Origin of the sequence: Reichenbachiella versicolor (genome assembly GCF_003171675.1) — a bacterium.
GTDB classification, from domain to species: Bacteria; Bacteroidota; Bacteroidia; order Cytophagales; family Cyclobacteriaceae; genus Reichenbachiella; species Reichenbachiella versicolor.
The window spans coordinates 117960-135514 of record NZ_QFZQ01000007.1 but is presented as its reverse complement, the minus strand read 5'-3'; the positions used below and the strand labels follow the sequence as shown (position 1 = coordinate 135514).

Genomic DNA, 17555 nt, shown 5'->3' with positions numbered 1-17555 from the left:
CCGTAGAAATACGTTGGAATTACAAAAGAAATTAAAATGACAAAAGAAGATAAAGCCCTTGTTATTCAAGAACTAACTGAGAAGTTCAAAGAAACAAGTAATTTCTATTTTACTGATGCATCAGGTATGACAGTAGAAGAAGTAAATAACTTGAGAAGAAAGTGCTTCGAGGCTGGTATTGAATATAAGGTTATCAAAAACACTTTGATCAAAAAGGCGCTTGAAAATGTAGAAGGTGATTTTTCAGAACTTAATGATACAGTTTTGAAAGGATTTACTGGAGTTATGTTTACAAGTGCAGAAGCAGCGAATGTGCCTGCTAATGTGATCAAGAAATTTCAAAAAGAGGATAAAGACCAAAGACCACATTTGAAGGGAGCTTCCATCGATTACGATCTCTTCATTGGTGCCGAACACCTGAGTGCGCTTAGCAAGCTTAAGTCTAAGAATGAGCTTATTGGTGAAGTCATTGGATTGTTGCAATCTCCTGCTAAAAATGTTATTTCGTCTCTACAGAGTGGAGGACAAACATTATCAGGGTTGCTTAAGACTTTGTCCGAACGTTAATTATCAAGGTTTAAATTATTAATTTACAAATAGTAAGAAAATGGCAGATTTAAAAGAATTCGCTGAGCAGTTGGTCAACTTAACTGTAAAGGAAGTAAATGAATTAGCTGAAATTTTAAAAGATGAGTACGGAATCGAGCCAGCTGCTGCTGCTGCTCCTGTAATGGTAGCTGGTGCTGCTGGAGGAGAAGAAGGTGGGGCAGAAGAGAAGAGCTCTTTTGACGTGATCTTAAAATCTCCAGGTGGAGCTAAACTTGCAATCGTTAAGCTTGTTAAAGAGCTAACAGGTCTTGGATTGAAAGAAGCGAAAGAAGTTGTAGACGGAGCTCCTAAAGCTATCAAAGAAGGTCTAGCTAAAGATGAAGCTGAAGGTCTTAAGAAGCAATTGGAAGAAGCTGGAGCTGAAGTAGAGCTTAAGTAATTCTTTGACGGTTTTTAATTAAAAAACGTCTAAAATATTAGACCTGGCCCCGATGCATCGGGGTCAGGTCTTTTCCTGTTTCTATATTTCCAAATCTTGGATGCGAAACATTTCTTGTATTGATAACAAATAAATAGTACTGCCTTGGCTAGTAATAATACATCTGAAAGAATCAATTTTTCTTCGATCAAATCAGTGATAGATTATCCTGATTTCTTGAAGGTTCAGTTGCAGTCATTTGAGGACTTCTTCCAATTGGAAACACCTGCAGAAAAAAGGGTGCAAGAAGGACTGTTCAAAGTATTTTCAGAAAACTTCCCAATCTCTGATTCTAGAGACAATTTTGTCCTAGAGTTCATTGATTATATGGTAGACCCACCAAAGTACAATGTAGATGAAAGTATTGATAGAGGACTGACATATTCGGTGCCTCTGAAAGCAAAATTGAAATTATCTTGTAATGATGAAGATAATGATGATTTTGAAACTATCGAACAAGAGGTGTTTTTAGGGAATATTCCTTATATGACTCCGAAGGGTTCTTTTGTGATAAATGGTGCAGAAAGAGTTATTGTATCTCAATTACATAGGTCTCCAGGTGTGTTTTTCGCACAGAGTAAGCACACTAATGGAACGAAACTATATTCAGCGAGAATTATTCCTTTTAGAGGTTCTTGGATTGAATTCGCAACAGACGTAAATAACGTTATGTATGCGTATATCGATAGAAAGAAAAAGTTCCCTGTAACTACTTTATTAAGAGCAATAGGTTATGGAGGTGATAAAGATATTCTCGATTTGTTTGGATTGTCAGAAGAAATCGAAGCAAATAAAAAAGAACTGAAGAAAGTAGTTGATAGAAAATTAGCTGCAAGGGTTCTTAGAACTTGGACAGAGGATTTCGTTGATGAAGATACAGGAGAGGTTGTATCTATTGACAGAAACGAAGTTGTTCTTGAAAGAGACTCTATAATTACAGAAGAGGACATTGACATTATTTTAGATTCGGGATCTAAGTCTATTATTCTTCACAAGAAAGATGTTAACGTTACAGATTACTCTATTATTTACAATACGCTTCAGAAAGACAATTCCAACTCTGAAAAAGAAGCAGTAGAGCAGATCTATAGACAATTAAGAAATACTGAGGCACCAGATGAGCAAACCGCTCGTGATATCATTAACAACTTGTTCTTCTCAGACAAGAGATATGATTTAGGTGATGTAGGTAGATATAGAATTAATAGAAAGCTTCAATTGGATCTTTCTAACGATTCAAGGGTATTAACCACTGAGGATATAATCCTTATCGTTAAGTATTTGATAGGGTTGATCAATTCAAAAGCTGTTGTGGATGATATTGATCACTTAAGTAATAGACGTGTAAGGACGGTAGGTGAACAGCTTTACGCACAGTTCGGTGTTGGTCTATCTAGAATGGCTAGAACGATCAAGGAAAGAATGAATGTCAGGGATAATGAAGAGTTCAAGCCTATTGATTTGATCAATGCAAGAACACTTTCATCGGTAATCAATTCGTTCTTCGGAACTAATCAGTTATCTCAGTTTATGGATCAAACTAATCCATTAGCAGAGATTACACATAAAAGAAGAATGTCTGCACTAGGACCAGGAGGTCTTTCTAGAGAAAGAGCTGGTTTTGAGGTAAGAGACGTTCATTACACTCACTACGGTAGACTTTGTACAATTGAAACTCCTGAGGGACCAAACATTGGTTTGATATCTTCTCTTTGTGTTCATGCAAAAGTGAATCAAATGGGATTCATTGAAACCCCTTACAGAGAGGTAAATGAAGGTGTTGTTGATATGTCCGCTGACGTTAAATATTTAACGGCAGAGGAAGAAGATACGCATAACATTGCTCAGGCAAACGCACCATTAAATGATGGAGGAGAATTCCTAAATGATAAAGTTAAAGCTAGGTACGAAGGGGATTTCCCTGTTGTAGGGCCTAAGGAGCTTAGATATATGGATGTTGCACCTAACCAGATTGTTTCTGTTGCAGCATCTATGATTCCATTCCTCGAGCATGATGATGCGAACCGTGCTTTGATGGGATCGAACATGCAGCGCCAAGCTGTACCTTTATTGAAGCCACAAGCTCCAATTGTAGGTACTGGTTTAGAGAAAAGGGTTGCATTGGATTCTCGATCGTTAGTTTTAGCTGAAAAAGATGGAGTTATTACATATGTAGATTCAAAAAAGATTGTCGTAAAATATGATAGAACCGACGATGAGAAGTTGGTATTATTCGGCAGTGAGGAAACTACTTATGATTTAATAAAATTCAGAAGAACAAATCAAGATACTTGTATTAATCTGAAGCCAATTGTTTATAAAGGTGATAAGGTTAAACAAGGTCAAGCACTGTGTGAAGGTTTTGCTACTGAAAAAGGAGAGCTTGCTCTTGGTAGAAATCTTAAAGTGGCATACATGCCTTGGCAAGGTTATAACTTTGAGGATGCGATTGTGATTTCTGAGAAGGTTGTAAGGGATGATGTTTTTACTTCTATTCATATCGATGAATATGAATTGGAGGTTAGAGATACTAAACGAGGTGAAGAAGAACTAACGTCTGAAATTCCTAATGTATCAGAAGAGGCAGTTAAAAACCTTGATGAAAACGGTATTATCAGAGTAGGAGCGGAGATCAAAGAAGGAGATATTTTAATTGGTAAGATTACTCCTAAAGGAGAGTCGGATCCTACTCCTGAGGAGAAACTACTTAGGGCTATCTTTGGTGATAAAGCAGGTGATGTTAAGGATGCTTCTTTGAAAGCCTCTCCATCATTGAGAGGTGTTGTTATAGATACAAAACTATTCTCAAGACCTAAGAAGGATAAAGATCTTAGGGCAAAGGCTAAAAAGGAAGTAGAATTGCTTAAAGCAAAGTACTCAAAAGATCTTTTGGCGCTCAGAACTGAAATTATAGAAAAGCTTGTCGAACTTATCGGAGGTATGACCTCGCAAGGAGTTAAGCATAAGTTTGGAGAAGAGATCATGTCAAAAGGTGTCAAGTTCAATGCTAATAACATTGATCAAAACATTTTCCCTGACAAGAATATCTTCAGAGATGAAAGTAGTTATCATGTCCCAGAAGAAGTGAATTTAATTTCAGATTTAATTCTAGAAAACTGGACAGATGATGATCACGCAAATGAGCTTATTGTGAGACTTGTTAAGAATTATAATAAAGCTAGAAATGAGATTTCAGGTGTTTTCAAAAGGGAAAGATTTACTCTAGAGGTAGGAGACGAGCTTCCAGCTGGAATTGTTCAACTTGCGAAAGTTTATGTAGCTAAGAAGCGTAAGTTGAAAGTAGGTGATAAAATGGCAGGTCGTCACGGTAACAAAGGTGTTGTTGCTAAGATTGTTAGAGAAGAGGATATGCCTTTCCTAGAAGACGGGACTCCAGTAGATATTTGTTTGAACCCTCTTGGTGTACCATCAAGGATGAATATAGGACAGATTTATGAAACTGTTTTGGCTTGGGCTGGATACAAATTGGGTAGAAAATATGCTACTCCGATTTTTGACGGTGCTACTATGGAAGAGGTTGCAGCAGAATTGGCAGAGGCAGGGCTTCCAGAGTACGGTAGATCTTATCTATATGATGGATTGACAGGTGAAAGGTTTGACCAACCTGTTACAGTGGGGATAGCATATATGCTGAAACTAGGTCACTTAGTTGATGATAAGATGCACGCACGTTCTATCGGACCATACTCGTTGATTACTCAACAACCATTAGGAGGTAAGGCTCAGTTTGGTGGTCAGCGTTTTGGAGAAATGGAAGTTTGGGCACTGGAAGCTTTCGGTGCTGCTAATGTTCTTCAAGAGATCTTGACTATCAAGTCTGATGATGTAATTGGTAGAGCGAAAGCTTATGAAGCTATCGTTAAAGGTGAGAATATGAACAAACCTAATATTCCGGAGTCGTTCAACGTACTCGTTCACGAATTAAGAGGTTTGGCTCTTGAAATCACTTTAGACTAATTTTTTGAACAACAGTCCCGACTAACCTCGGGACATTAACATATATCAAGATATAATTATGGCATTCAGAAAAAACAAAAAGCTGAACAACGACTTCTCGAAAGTGACAGTAAGTTTGGCTTCTCCCGAATCTATTCTGGAAAGCTCGCATGGTGAGGTTACTCAACCAGAGACCATCAACTATCGAACCTATAAGCCAGAAATGGGTGGACTATTCTGTGAAAGAATATTCGGACCTGTAAAGGATTGGGAATGTCATTGTGGGAAATATAAGAGAATCAGATATAAAGGTATTATCTGTGATCGATGTGGTGTTGAAGTTACTGAAAAGAAAGTAAGAAGAGAGAGAATGGGGCACATCGAGTTGGTGGTTCCTGTAGCTCATATTTGGTACTTCAAATCATTACCAAATAAAATTGGTTATCTTCTGGGAATTCCTACTAAGAAGCTTGACCAAATCATTTACTATGAGCGTTTTTTGGTTATTCAACCAGGTATCAAGGAAGAAGATGGTATCAACAGGCATGACTTCTTAACTGAAGATGAGTATTTAGATATCTTGGATAAACTTCCAAGGGAAAACCAAATGCTTGATGATGATGATCCAAACAAATTCATCGCTAAAATGGGAGCTGAGGCTTTGGAGATGTCTTTATCAAGGATAGATTTAGATACTTTATCTTATGACTTGAGACACCAAGCTGCCACAGATACTTCTCAGCAGAGAAAAGCAGAGGCTTTGAAAAGGTTAAAGGTTGTTGAGGCATTCAGAGATGCTAAGACTAGAATTGAGAATAAGCCTGAGTGGATGATAATTAAGATGGTTCCAGTTATTCCACCTGAATTGAGACCATTGGTGCCATTAGACGGAGGTAGATTCGCTACATCTGATTTAAATGATCTTTATAGAAGAGTTATTATCAGAAACAATCGTCTGAAAAGATTGGTTGATATTAAGGCTCCAGAGGTGATTTTGAGAAATGAAAAGAGGATGCTTCAAGAAGCAGTTGATTCTCTTTTTGATAACTCAAGAAAAGTGAATGCGGTAAGATCTGATGGAAATAGAGCATTGAAATCTTTGAGCGATATGCTTAAAGGTAAGCAAGGTAGATTCCGTCAAAACTTACTAGGAAAGAGGGTTGATTATTCTGGACGTTCTGTAATTGTAGTAGGACCAGAATTGAAAATGCACGAGTGTGGTCTTCCTAAAGGAATGGCTGCTGAGCTTTTCAAGCCTTTTATCATTAGAAAATTAATAGAAAGAGGAATTGTTAAGACTGTAAAGTCTGCTAAGAAAATAGTTGATAGAAAGGACCCAGTTGTTTGGGATATATTGGAGAACGTTTTGAAAGGACATCCTGTTCTGCTTAACCGTGCTCCTACACTACACAGGCTTGGTATTCAGGCTTTCCAACCTAAGTTGATTGAAGGTAAAGCTATCCAACTTCACCCATTAGCATGTACGGCATTCAACGCCGATTTTGATGGTGACCAAATGGCGGTTCACGTACCTTTAGGTCATGAGGCTATTTTGGAAGCATCTATTTTAATGCTCGCTTCTCATAATATTTTAAATCCTGCAAATGGAGCTCCTATTACTGTACCTTCTCAGGATATGGTATTGGGTCTTTACTATGTTACTAAAGGTAAAAGAAGTACAGATGAGGAGAAGGTTGCTGGAGAAGGTATGACTTTCTACAGTGCAGAAGAAGTAGTAATTGCTATTAACGAAGGAAAACTATCAAAGCACGCTTTCATCAAAGTAAGAACTACGGTTAGAACTGAGGAAGGTGAGTTAGAAACTAAAGTTATTGAAACGGTAGCTGGTAGAGTTATATTTAACCAGTTCGTTCCTGAGGAAGTAGGTTTCGTAGACGAGCTTCTTTCGAAGAAAAAGCTTCAACAGATTATTTCTAGAGTCTTCAAGATTACTGGAATGGCTAGAACTGCACAGTTCTTAGATGATATCAAACACTTAGGGTTCCAGTCGGCATACAAGGGAGGTTTGTCAATGGGACTTGGTGACATTAACATTCCTGAGGAGAAAGAAGGACTTGTCGCACAAGCCAAAGAAGAAGTAGATGCAGTATGGGCCAATTATCAAATGGGTCTAATAACTGACAACGAGAGATATAACCAAGTTATTGATATTTGGACCAGAATCAATTCTATGTTGACTTCAACACTAATGAAGCAATTAGAAGAGGAAAAGCAAGGTTTTAATTCGATTTACATGATGATGCACTCAGGTGCAAGGGGATCGAGAGAGCAAATTCGTCAGCTCGGAGGAATGAGAGGTTTGATGGCTAAACCACAGAAAAACCTTCAAGGTTCTGTAGGTGAAATCATCGAAAACCCAATTCTTTCAAACTTTAAAGAAGGACTTGATGTAATTGAATACTTTATCTCTACGCATGGTGCTCGTAAAGGTCTTGCCGATACAGCATTGAAAACTGCGGATGCGGGTTACTTGACTAGACGTTTGGTAGATGTATCGCAAGATGTAGTAGTAAACGAAGAAGACTGCGGTACGCTAAGAGGGCTTGTTGTTTCAGCACTGAAAGACAATGAGGATATTGTAGAGCCATTGTCTGAAAGAATTTTAGGTAGAGTATCTGTACATGATGTGTACGATCCTATCTCCGAAGAATTGATTATTCCAGCAGGAATCGAGATTACAGAGGAGTTAGCTGAGCAAGTTGATGAGACAGCTATCGAAGAAGTAGAAATTAGATCAGTACTTACTTGTGAAGCGAAGAGAGGAGTTTGTTCTAAGTGTTATGGACGTAATCTTGCTACGGGTAAAATGGCTCAAAAAGGAGAGGCTGTAGGTGTGATCGCTGCCCAGTCGATTGGTGAGCCAGGAACACAGCTGACATTGAGAACATTCCACGTAGGGGGTACTGCTTCGAACATTGCAGTTGAAGCAACGATCCAGGCTAAGTTCGATGGTGTCGTAGAATTTGAAGAGCTAAGATCTTTGAAAACTACTAACTCTGAAGGAGATGCTGTAGACGTAGTAATGGGTAGAGCGGGCGAGATTAAAATTAACGACCCTGAAACAGGTAAGACTTTGATCAGTAATCATGTACCTTATGGAGCTTTCTTGAATGTGAAAAACAAGAAAAAAGTGAAGAAAGGAGATCAACTTTGTGCGTGGGATCCATATAATGCTGTGATCTTGTCTGAATTCGATGGTACTGTGGAGTTTGACTCGATAATTGAGGGTATTACTTATAAGGAAGAATCTGATGAGCAGACCGGTCACAGAGAGAAAGTAATCATCGATACAAAAGATAAAACAAAGAATCCTGCCGTAGTTGTGGAAGGCAAGGATGAGTCTAAAGGTTATAATATACCTGTAGGGGCACACTTGGCGGTTGATATTGGGGATAAGATTTCTGCAGGTCAGATTCTTGCTAAGATTCCGAGATCAATGGGTAAATCAAGAGATATTACTGGAGGTTTACCAAGAGTAACAGAGTTATTTGAGGCTAGAAACCCTTCTAACCCGGCTGTTGTTTCTGAGATTGATGGTGTGGTAACATACGGTGGAATCAAAAGAGGAAATAGAGAAATCTTTGTAGAGTCTAAAGATGGAGTGAAGAAAAGATACCTAGTTTCTCTTTCTAAACACATTTTGGTTCAAGATAATGACTTTGTAAGGGCAGGTTATTCGCTTTCTGATGGTGCAGTAACTCCTGCAGATATTTTGTCTATCAAAGGACCTACTGCAGTACAAGAATATTTAGTGAATGAAATTCAAGAGGTATACAGACTGCAAGGTGTGAAAATTAACGATAAGCATATTGAAGTTATCGTTAGACAAATGATGCAGAAAGTAATAATTCTAGATGCTGGTGACACTAGCTTCCTACCAAATCAGCTTGTAGATAAACAGAGATTTATGGAAGAGAATGATTCTGTATTGGATATGAAAGTAGTGACGGATGCTGGTGATTCTGCTAACTTAAAGGCTGGACAGATTATCACTTCTCGACAGTTGAGAGATGAAAATTCTAGCTTGAGAAGGAAAGACCTAAAACTGGCAGTTGTTAGAAGTGCAGAGCCTGCGGTTTCTAAACCAACGCTTCAAGGTATCACTCAAGCATCTCTAGGAACAGAAAGCTTCATATCTGCTGCTTCATTCCAAGAAACCACTAAAGTCTTAAGTGAAGCTTCGATTAGAGGTAAAAGGGATGATTTAAGTGGATTGAAAGAAAACGTAATCGTTGGACACTTGATACCAGCAGGTACAGGTAGAAGAGAATACGGAGATTTAATCGTTGGGTCTCAAGAAGAGTATGATAACTTAGTTTCTGCTAAGCAAGAATTTGTAAGGTCTAAAGATTTACAAGAAAATGAATAAGCAGGACGAAAATCAGAAACAAGCGGGCAATCAAATCAACATTGAGTTGTCTGAAGAAATCGCAGAAGGTGTTTATGCAAATCTTGCGATGATTGCTCACTCAAATTCTGAATTCGTTATCGACTTTATTCGATTGATGCCAGGAGTACCAAAGGCTAAGGTGAAATCAAGAGTAGTTGTTACTCCAGAGCATGCCAAGCGTTTGTTTTTGGCACTTCAAGAGAATATTCAGAAATATGAAAAAATGTTTGGACCTATTAAGCAAGTCGAAGAATCTCCAAAATTCCCAATGAATTTCGGAGGTGCAGTAGGCGAAGCGTAAGTGCCTGACATAAATATATTTAAAATAGGGGTTGTGAAATTTTGCTAGAAATTTTGCAATCCCTATTTTTGCGTTCCCAAAATTTGAACGGTAGTAAATTAAATTATAACAAATGCCTACTATACAACAATTAGTAAGGAAGGGTAGAAAAACTTTGGTATCGAAGTCAAAGTCTCCGGCTTTGGATTCGTGTCCGCAGCGAAGAGGTGTGTGTACTAGAGTATATACTACTACTCCGAAGAAGCCGAACTCGGCGATGAGAAAAGTGGCAAGGGTAAGATTGACTAATGGTAAAGAGGTCAATGCTTATATCCCAGGTGAGGGCCACAACCTACAAGAGCACTCGATTGTACTGATCAGAGGAGGTAGGGTTAAAGATTTACCAGGTGTTAGATATCACATTATTAGAGGTGCTTTGGATACTGCTGGTGTAAGTGGTAGACTTCAGAGAAGGTCTAAGTATGGTGCTAAGAAGCCTAAGGATAAAAAATAATTATATACAATAAAGAATAATGAGAAAAGCGAAACCAAAGAAGAGATATATTCTTCCGGATCCTAAGTTCCAGGATACCTTGGTATCTAAATTCGTGAACTACCTAATGGTAGACGGTAAGAAGAGTATTGCTTATTCTATTTTCTATGATGCAGTGGCAATAGTAGAAGAGAAGACAGGTGAGAATGGTCTTGAGACTTGGAAAAAAGCGCTTAACAACATCATGCCTTCAGTTGAAGTGAAGTCAAGAAGAGTTGGAGGAGCGACATTCCAGGTGCCTATTGAAGTAAGACCTTCTAGAAAGACTTCACTGGGTATCAAATGGATGATCTCCTACTCTAGATCAAGAGGCGAAAAAACTATGAAGGAGCGTTTAGCTGGTGAAATCATCGCTGCATCTAAAGGTGAAGGTGCAGCTGTAAAGAAAAAGGATGATACACACAGAATGGCTGAAGCAAACAAAGCATTTTCACATTTTAGATTTTAATCATAAAGAAAAATGGCTAGAGACCTTAGCTTAACGCGAAATATCGGTATCGCTGCACACATTGATGCCGGTAAGACAACTACTACAGAGCGTATCCTTTATTACACTGGAGTAAGCCACAAGATCGGAGAAGTGCATGATGGTGCTGCTACCATGGACTGGATGGAGCAGGAGCAAGAAAGAGGTATCACTATTACTTCAGCTGCTACTACCGTATTTTGGAAATATAAGAATCAAGATTATCATATTAATATCATTGATACTCCTGGTCACGTTGACTTCACTGTAGAGGTTAATAGATCTTTGAGAGTATTAGATGGTTTGGTTTTCTTGTTTTCTGCTGTTGATGGTGTTGAACCTCAGTCCGAGACTAACTGGAGACTTGCTGATAACTATAATGTAGCACGTCTAGGTTTCGTAAATAAAATGGACCGTGCAGGTTCTGATTTTCTTGCAGTTTGTAAGCAAGTAAAAGAAAGATTAGGATCCAAAGCTGTTCCTTTCCAATTACCAATTGGAGCGGAAGATACTTTTAAAGGTGTCGTTGATCTAGTAGAGAAAAAAGCAATGATCTGGAACGAAGCTGACCAAGGAATGACTTTTGAGGAAGTTGAAATTCCAGCAGATATGGTTGACGACGTTGATCAATATAGAGAAGAGTTGCTTGAAGCTGTTGCCGAATACGATGAAGGATTGATGGAGAAATACTTCGAAGATCCAGACTCTATTACTAGAGAGGAGATTATTGAAGCTTCTAGAAAGGCAACAATTGATATGGCATTTGTTCCGATGTTCTGTGGATCTGCATTCAAGAACAAAGGTGTTCAAACAATGCTTGACTATGTTATGGAGTTGCTTCCATCTCCGCTTGATAGAAAAGAGATGACTGCTACCGATGTAGATACTGAAGAAGATGTAGTTATCAATCCTTCTGCAGACGAACCGTTTACGGCTTTAGCGTTTAAGATAGCAACAGATCCATTTGTAGGTAGACTTTGTTTTACTAGATCTTATTCTGGAGTACTTAATTCAGGTTCTTATGTTTTCAACACTAGAACATTGAAAAAAGAAAGAATTTCCAGAATTTTTCAAATGCACGCTAACAAGCAAAATCAAATTGATCAGTTTCATGCTGGGGATATTGCAGCTGTAGTTGGTTTTAAAGATATAAAGACTGGTGATACACTTTGCAGTGAAGACCGTAAAGTGGTACTTGAATCAATGATTTTCCCTGATCCGGTAATTGGATACGCTATTGAGCCAAAGACTCAAGCTGATGTAGACAAATTAGGTATGGCGATTGCTAAGTTGGTTGAGGAAGATCCAACTCTACAAGTAGAAACAGACCATGATACGGGGCAGACTATTTTAAGAGGTATGGGAGAGCTTCACTTGGATATCATCATCGATAGATTGAAAAGAGAATTCAAGGTTGAGATCAACCAAGGTGCTCCTCAGGTAGCTTATAAGGAAGCAATTCAGTCACTAGTAGATCACAAAGAGGTTTACAAGAAGCAATCGGGTGGTAAAGGTAAATTCGCTGATATCGTATTTGAATTGTCTCCCGTTGATGAAGACTTTGATAAAGTAGGTCTTCAGTTTGATAACAAAATTGTGGGTGGAGTAATTCCAAAAGAATTTATCCCTGCAATTGAGAAAGGATTCACTTCTGCAATGGAAAATGGTCCTTTGGCTGGGTTCCCTGTAGATAGCATGAAGGTTAAACTTTATCATGGATCTTTCCACGACGTGGATTCAGATGCACTATCTTTCGAACTAGCTGCGAGACTAGGTTTTAAAGAGGCTGCAAAGAAAGCTAGTCCTGTTTTACTTGAGCCAATTATGGCTGTTGAGATTGTTACTCCAGATGAATATACTGGATCAGTAACAGGAGACCTTAACAGAAGAAGAGGTATCATGAAGGGAATGGATGTTAAAGGAAACTCACAGCTAGTGAAAGCGGACGTTCCACTTTCAGAGATGTTTGGATATGTGACTGATTTGAGAACAATGACATCTGGTAGAGCTACGGCCTCGCTGACATTCTCTCACTATGATCCAGTTCCAAGAAACATCGCTGAAGAAGTGATTAAAAAATCACAGGGAGCTGAAGCTTAAAATATTTGAATTATGAATCAGAAAATAAGAATCAAACTTAAGTCATACGATCACAACTTGGTTGACAAATCTTCTGAGAAGATCGTAAGAGCTGTAAAGACTACTGGAGCAGTAGTAAGTGGACCTATTCCACTTCCTACTATTAAAGAAAAGTTTACAGTTTTGAAATCTCCACATGTTAACAAAAAGGCTAGAGATCAGTATCAGCTTTGTACTTACAAGAGATTGGTAGATATCTATTCAAACTCTGCAAAAACAGTTGATGCATTGATGAAACTTGAGTTACCAAGTGGTGTGGATGTTGAGATTAAAGTCTGATAGATAAGACTTTGTAGAAATATTAAGAACCCTGATTTTGATTGGGGTTCTTTTTTTGGCTCTTAGCCAACGATATTTTGTAGTGAAAGTTTTGCTAACGTCTGATTTTCACTATCTTTGCACTCCTTTTGCGCATAGAGCGTCAAAAAAGGTATATTTTATTGAAAAATAATATTGAGTAAAAACTGAGATGTCAGGTATCATTGGAAAAAAAATTGGGATGACTAGTATCTACAGTGCCGATGGACGTAATGTCGCATGCACATTGATAGAAGCTGGTCCTTGCGTCGTAACGCAAGTTAAGAATGAAGAGACTGACGGGTACAAAGCTATTCAGCTTGGCTATGGCGAGCGAAAAGAAAAGCGTACTACGAAGGCTCTTAATGGTCACTTCGCAAAGGCGAAGACTACTCCTAAACAACATGTTGTTGAATTCCGAAACTTTAGAGAAGAGTTCGAAGGAGGAGTAGAATTAGGTAGAGAACTAAAGGTTGAGGATGTTTTCCAAGTCGAAGACTTCGTGGATGCTGTTGGTACCTCTAAAGGTAAAGGTTTTCAGGGTGTAGTAAAGAGACACAACTTCGGGGGGGTAGGTCAAGCTACACACGGTCAGCACAATAGATTGAGAGCTCCTGGTTCTATTGGTGGTGCGTCTTATCCAGCTAGAGTATTCAAAGGAATGAGAATGGCAGGTCAAACAGGAGGAGACAGAGTGAAGGTAACTAACCTTCAAGTGTTAAAAATTGTTCCTGAAAAGAACCTCATCGTTGTAAGTGGATCAATTCCTGGTCCTAAAAATTCAATTGTAATTCTAGAGAAATAGTCATGAAGGTATCCGTATTAGATAAGAGCGGTGTTGACACCGGCAGAACTGTTGAGTTGAATAAGGATGTTTTTGGTGTTGAGCCAAATGATCATGCTATTTACTTGGATGTGAAACAATACTTGTCTCACCAAAGACAAGGAACTCATAAATCAAAGGAGAGAGCCGAAATTGCTGGTTCTACTAAGAAGATTAAAAAGCAGAAGGGTACTGGAACAGCAAGGGCTGGTAGTATTAAATCTCCTGTTTTTAGAGGTGGAGGACGTGTATTTGGTCCTAAGCCAAGAAATTATGAGTTGAAACTGAATAAAAAGTTAAAGTCTTTAGCGAGAAAGTCTGCTTTGTCTTACAAGGCTACTGAGAAGAATATTGCGATCGTTGAGGATTTTGCGTTCGACGCTCCAAAAACTAAAGAGTACTCGGCACTACTGGCTAACCTGTCGGTAGCTGATAAAAAGACCCTTTTAGTGTTAGGTGACGATAACAAAAACGTTTTCTTGTCATCAAGAAATCTTCAAAAAGCTAATGTGGTTACTGCTGACCAGATCAATACATATGATCTATTAAATGCAGATAACTTGATTCTTTGCGAAGGCTCAGTAGATAAGATTCATAACTTATTAACGAAATAAGAAGATGAGCATATTAAAGAAACCAATTGTAAGCGAGAAGGTATCTGCATTAAACGAAGCTGGTAAGTATGGTTTTGTTGTGGATAAATCTGCTAACAAAGTAGAGATAAAGAAGGCAGTAGAGAAAGCGTATGGCGTTACTGTTGAAAGTGTGAATACAATGGTTTATCCTGGTAAGTCTAAGACTAAGTATACAAAGTCGAAGATCATTTCAGGAAGAACTTCTGCATACAAGAAGGCAATCGTTCAGGTTGCTGATGGAGATATTATTGATTTTTACGGAGAAGTATAATTTATAGAAGATGGCTGTAAGAAAACTTAAACCGATGACTCCAGGTACGAGGTACAGAGTAGCTCCTGTCTTCGACGAGATTACTACTTCGACTCCTGAGAAATCGTTGACAAAAGCTACCAAGCGTTCTGGTGGACGTAACAGTAGCGGTAAGATGACTGTTAGAAATATTGGAGGTGGTCACAAAAAAAAATTAAGAACAATTGACTTCAAAAGAGAGAAGCATGGTATTCCTGCTACTGTGAAGACAATTGAATACGATCCAATGAGAACTGCTAGAATTGCTTTAGTATTCTACGCAGATGGCGAAAAAAGGTATATCATCGCTCCAGCGGGGTTGGAAGTAGGTCAGACGCTAGTGTCTGGTCCTGGTGTTGCTCCAGAGGTTGGTAATACGTTGTTATTGTCTGAAATTCCCCTTGGTACTATTATCCACAATGTCGAGCTTAAGCCTGGTAAAGGTGCTGCAATGGCGAGAAGTGCTGGTTCTTATGTTCAGTTGATGGCAAGAGAAGGTAAGTATGCAACTGTCAAACTTCCTTCAGGAGAAATGAGATTGGTGCTTACTACTTGTCTAGCTACTATCGGAACTGTATCTAATGGTGATCATATGAATGTGAGATTAGGTAAAGCTGGTAGAAACAGATGGTTAGGAAAGAGACCAAGAGTAAGAGGTGTTGCTATGAACCCAGTTGATCACCCAATGGGCGGTGGTGAAGGTAAGTCTTCAGGAGGTCATCCAAGGTCTAGAACTGGTGTGATGGCTAAAGGTCAGAAGACTAGAACGCCTAAGAAGTATTCTAACAAAATGATCATTGGTAAAAAGAAGAAATAAGTAATGGGAAGATCACTTAAAAAAGGACCTTACATCGACTTTAGACTTGATAACAAAGTTCAAGCTATGACTGATTCTGGAAAGAAGACTGTGATTAAAACATGGTCAAGAAGATCAATGATCTCTCCAGACTTTGTGGGACATACATTCGCAGTTCATAATGGAAACAAATTTATTCCTGTGTTTGTAACCGAGAACATGGTAGGCCATAAACTAGGAGAGTTTGCTCCTACAAGAAATTTCAGAGGCCACATTAATAAAAAGGACAAGAAGAAATAAGGTATAGATGGAAGCTGTAGCGAAATTAAATAACGTGCCTACTTCTCCTCGAAGAATGAGAGTTGTGGCTGATTTGGTTAGAGGCCAAAGAGTAAACCACGCTTTGAACGTATTGAAGTTCGAAGCTAAGTCTGGTGCTCCTAAAATTGAAAAACTTCTTCTTTCAGCTATCTCTAATTGGGAAGCAAAGAATGAGGATCAAAAACTCGAAGAGGCTGATCTATACGTAAAAGCGATCTATGTCGATAGCGGTAGAATCTTGAAAAGACTGAGACCTGCTCCACAGGGTAGAGCTCACCGAATTAGAAAAAGATCGAATCACGTGACATTAGTAGTTGATAGCTATAATGCACAAGAGGAAACTAATACTGAAAAAGCTGAAAACTAATTAGAAATGGGACAAAAGGTAAACCCGGTAGGATTTAGATTAGGAGTTGTCAAAGGTTGGGATTCTAACTGGTACGGCGGCAAAACATTCCCTGACAAATTAGTTGAGGATACTAAGATTAGAAAATACATTAGTGCTCGTATTCCTAAGGGCGGTATTGCTAAAGTGGTTATTGAGAGAACTATCAAGAGAATCACACTTACTATCCATACAGCTAGACCAGGAGTAGTTATAGGTAAAGGTGGATCTGAAGTTGATAAGATCAAAGAAGAATTAAAACAGTTGACCGGAAAGGATCTTCAGATTAACATCTTCGAAATAAAAAGACCTGAATTAGACGCTGTTTTAGTAGGTCAGTCGATTGCTCAGCAACTTAAAGCTAGAATTTCTTTTAGAAGAGCTATGAAACAAGCAATAGCTGCTACTATGAGAGTTGGCGCCGAAGGGATTAAGATCAAATGTTCTGGTAGATTGGGTGGTGCTGAAATGGCAAGATCTGAACAGTACAAAGAAGGTAGAATTCCTCTTCATACTTTGAGAGCTGACATTGATTATGCGGTATCTGAAGCCGATACTATTTATGGAAAGATTGGTATTAAGGTTTGGATTTTCAAAGGAGAGATCTACGGTAAGAGAGACTTATCACCTAACGTTGGGGCTAAAAACCAACAAGGAGGAGGAAGAAGATCTGGAGGTCGTGGTGATGCACCAAAAAGAGCAAGAAGATAAATATTGAATCATATCCGAAAGGATTAAAAGATATAGAATATGTTACAGCCGAAAAGAACCAAGTTCAGAAAAGCACAGAAAGGTAGAATTAAGGGAGTGGCTCAGAGAGGTCATACTTTAGCATTCGGTACTTTCGGTATCAAGGCTTTGGAGCCAGGATGGATCACAAGTAGACAAATAGAGGCTGCAAGGATCACTATGACCAGAGCTATGAAAAGAGAAGGTCAGGTTTGGATTAGAATTTTTCCAGATAAACCTATCACTAAGAAGCCCGCTGAAGTAAGAATGGGTAAAGGTAAGGGAGCTCCAGAATATTGGGTAGCTACTGTTAAGCCTGGAACTATCTTATTCGAGTCTGCAGGTATTAGCAGAGAACTTGCTAGAGAAGCGTTAAGATTAGCTGAACAAAAGCTTCCTATCAGAACTAAGTTCGTAGTTAGTAGAGATTATCAAGACTAAGTTTTT

At 38.6% G+C, this 17555-nt stretch carries 17 protein-coding genes; all 17 read left to right on the top strand.

From position 1 onward, the window contains the following. Nucleotides 1-36: 36 nt before the first annotated feature. The 17 genes from rplJ to rplP all read left to right on the top strand — a co-directional run bounded on the left by rplJ (nt 37) and on the right by rplP (nt 17549). Nucleotides 37-567 carry a 50S ribosomal protein L10 gene (gene rplJ, locus DKG80_RS14975; protein ID WP_109832177.1) on the top strand — a complete coding sequence of 177 codons (531 nt, stop codon included), beginning with the start codon at nt 37-39 and terminating at the stop codon, nt 565-567. 40 nt (nt 568-607) lie between these two features. Next, nucleotides 608-988, top strand: a complete 381-nt coding sequence (gene rplL / locus DKG80_RS14970) for a 50S ribosomal protein L7/L12 (protein WP_109832176.1) — start codon at nt 608-610, stop codon at nt 986-988. Between the two features lie 144 nt (nt 989-1132). Then, entirely contained in the window at nt 1133-5005 is a 3873-nt protein-coding gene (gene rpoB / locus DKG80_RS14965) for a DNA-directed RNA polymerase subunit beta (protein WP_109832175.1), read from the top strand. 58 nt (nt 5006-5063) lie between these two features. After that, a complete protein-coding gene (rpoC, locus tag DKG80_RS14960; RefSeq protein WP_109832174.1) occupies nt 5064-9374 on the top strand; it encodes a DNA-directed RNA polymerase subunit beta' in 4311 nt (1436 codons plus the stop codon). Beyond that, complete coding sequence (locus DKG80_RS14955) at nt 9367-9696, top strand: DUF3467 domain-containing protein (protein WP_109832173.1); 330 nt, start codon at nt 9367-9369, stop codon at nt 9694-9696. Before rpoC ends, DKG80_RS14955 begins: the two co-directional genes overlap by 8 nt. A 112-nt stretch (nt 9697-9808) precedes the next feature. Beyond that, entirely contained in the window at nt 9809-10189 is a 381-nt protein-coding gene (gene rpsL / locus DKG80_RS14950) for a 30S ribosomal protein S12 (protein ID WP_084373612.1), read from the top strand. A gap of 19 nt (nt 10190-10208) precedes the next feature. Then, nucleotides 10209-10676: a 30S ribosomal protein S7 gene (rpsG, locus tag DKG80_RS14945; RefSeq protein WP_109832172.1), complete on the top strand. Its 468-nt coding sequence runs from the start codon at nt 10209-10211 to the stop codon at nt 10674-10676. A 12-nt stretch (nt 10677-10688) separates the two neighbouring features. Further along, nucleotides 10689-12794, top strand: a complete 2106-nt coding sequence (gene fusA / locus DKG80_RS14940) for an elongation factor G (RefSeq protein ID WP_109832171.1) — start codon at nt 10689-10691, stop codon at nt 12792-12794. 12 nt (nt 12795-12806) lie between these two features. Continuing rightward, a complete protein-coding gene (rpsJ, locus tag DKG80_RS14935; RefSeq protein ID WP_109832170.1) occupies nt 12807-13112 on the top strand; it encodes a 30S ribosomal protein S10 in 306 nt (101 codons plus the stop codon). Between the two features lie 190 nt (nt 13113-13302). Beyond that, nucleotides 13303-13935 (top strand): 50S ribosomal protein L3, encoded by a 633-nt coding sequence (gene rplC, locus DKG80_RS14930; protein WP_109832169.1) that lies wholly within the window; start codon nt 13303-13305, stop codon nt 13933-13935. 2 nt (nt 13936-13937) lie between these two features. After that, nucleotides 13938-14567 (top strand): 50S ribosomal protein L4, encoded by a 630-nt coding sequence (gene rplD, locus DKG80_RS14925; protein WP_109832168.1) that lies wholly within the window; start codon nt 13938-13940, stop codon nt 14565-14567. Nucleotides 14568-14571: 4 nt separating this feature from the next. Next, nucleotides 14572-14859, top strand: coding sequence for a 50S ribosomal protein L23 (rplW, locus tag DKG80_RS14920; RefSeq protein ID WP_109832167.1), 288 nt, complete (start codon nt 14572-14574; stop codon nt 14857-14859). 10 nt (nt 14860-14869) lie between these two features. Further along, on the top strand, nt 14870-15694 hold the full coding sequence (gene rplB, locus DKG80_RS14915) for a 50S ribosomal protein L2 (RefSeq protein ID WP_109832166.1): 825 nt from the start codon (nt 14870-14872) through the stop codon (nt 15692-15694). Between the two features lie 3 nt (nt 15695-15697). Continuing rightward, complete coding sequence (rpsS, locus tag DKG80_RS14910) at nt 15698-15973, top strand: 30S ribosomal protein S19 (protein WP_109832165.1); 276 nt, start codon at nt 15698-15700, stop codon at nt 15971-15973. Nucleotides 15974-15980: 7 nt separating this feature from the next. Next, entirely contained in the window at nt 15981-16361 is a 381-nt protein-coding gene (gene rplV, locus DKG80_RS14905) for a 50S ribosomal protein L22 (RefSeq protein WP_109832164.1), read from the top strand. 6 nt (nt 16362-16367) lie between these two features. Then, nucleotides 16368-17090, top strand: a complete 723-nt coding sequence (gene rpsC / locus DKG80_RS14900; RefSeq protein WP_109832163.1) for a 30S ribosomal protein S3 — start codon at nt 16368-16370, stop codon at nt 17088-17090. Nucleotides 17091-17129: 39 nt separating this feature from the next. Beyond that, entirely contained in the window at nt 17130-17549 is a 420-nt protein-coding gene (gene rplP / locus DKG80_RS14895) for a 50S ribosomal protein L16 (RefSeq protein WP_109832162.1), read from the top strand. Nucleotides 17550-17555: the final 6 nt, after the last annotated feature.

Coding starts and splice junctions, on each gene's coding strand:
- rpsG (WP_109832172.1), top strand. CDS start 10,209: ATGAGAAAAGCGAAACCAAAGAAGAGATATATTCTTCCGGATCCTAAG.
- rplB (WP_109832166.1), top strand. CDS start 14,870: ATGGCTGTAAGAAAACTTAAACCGATGACTCCAGGTACGAGGTACAGA.
- rpoC (WP_109832174.1), top strand. CDS start 5,064: ATGGCATTCAGAAAAAACAAAAAGCTGAACAACGACTTCTCGAAAGTG.
- rplD (WP_109832168.1), top strand. CDS start 13,938: ATGAAGGTATCCGTATTAGATAAGAGCGGTGTTGACACCGGCAGAACT.
- rplC (WP_109832169.1), top strand. CDS start 13,303: ATGTCAGGTATCATTGGAAAAAAAATTGGGATGACTAGTATCTACAGT.
- fusA (WP_109832171.1), top strand. CDS start 10,689: ATGGCTAGAGACCTTAGCTTAACGCGAAATATCGGTATCGCTGCACAC.
- rpsJ (WP_109832170.1), top strand. CDS start 12,807: ATGAATCAGAAAATAAGAATCAAACTTAAGTCATACGATCACAACTTG.
- rplV (WP_109832164.1), top strand. CDS start 15,981: ATGGAAGCTGTAGCGAAATTAAATAACGTGCCTACTTCTCCTCGAAGA.
- rplW (WP_109832167.1), top strand. CDS start 14,572: ATGAGCATATTAAAGAAACCAATTGTAAGCGAGAAGGTATCTGCATTA.
- rplJ (WP_109832177.1), top strand. CDS start 37: ATGACAAAAGAAGATAAAGCCCTTGTTATTCAAGAACTAACTGAGAAG.
- rplL (WP_109832176.1), top strand. CDS start 608: ATGGCAGATTTAAAAGAATTCGCTGAGCAGTTGGTCAACTTAACTGTA.
- rpsL (WP_084373612.1), top strand. CDS start 9,809: ATGCCTACTATACAACAATTAGTAAGGAAGGGTAGAAAAACTTTGGTA.
- rpsC (WP_109832163.1), top strand. CDS start 16,368: ATGGGACAAAAGGTAAACCCGGTAGGATTTAGATTAGGAGTTGTCAAA.
- rpsS (WP_109832165.1), top strand. CDS start 15,698: ATGGGAAGATCACTTAAAAAAGGACCTTACATCGACTTTAGACTTGAT.
- rplP (WP_109832162.1), top strand. CDS start 17,130: ATGTTACAGCCGAAAAGAACCAAGTTCAGAAAAGCACAGAAAGGTAGA.
- DKG80_RS14955 (WP_109832173.1), top strand. CDS start 9,367: ATGAATAAGCAGGACGAAAATCAGAAACAAGCGGGCAATCAAATCAAC.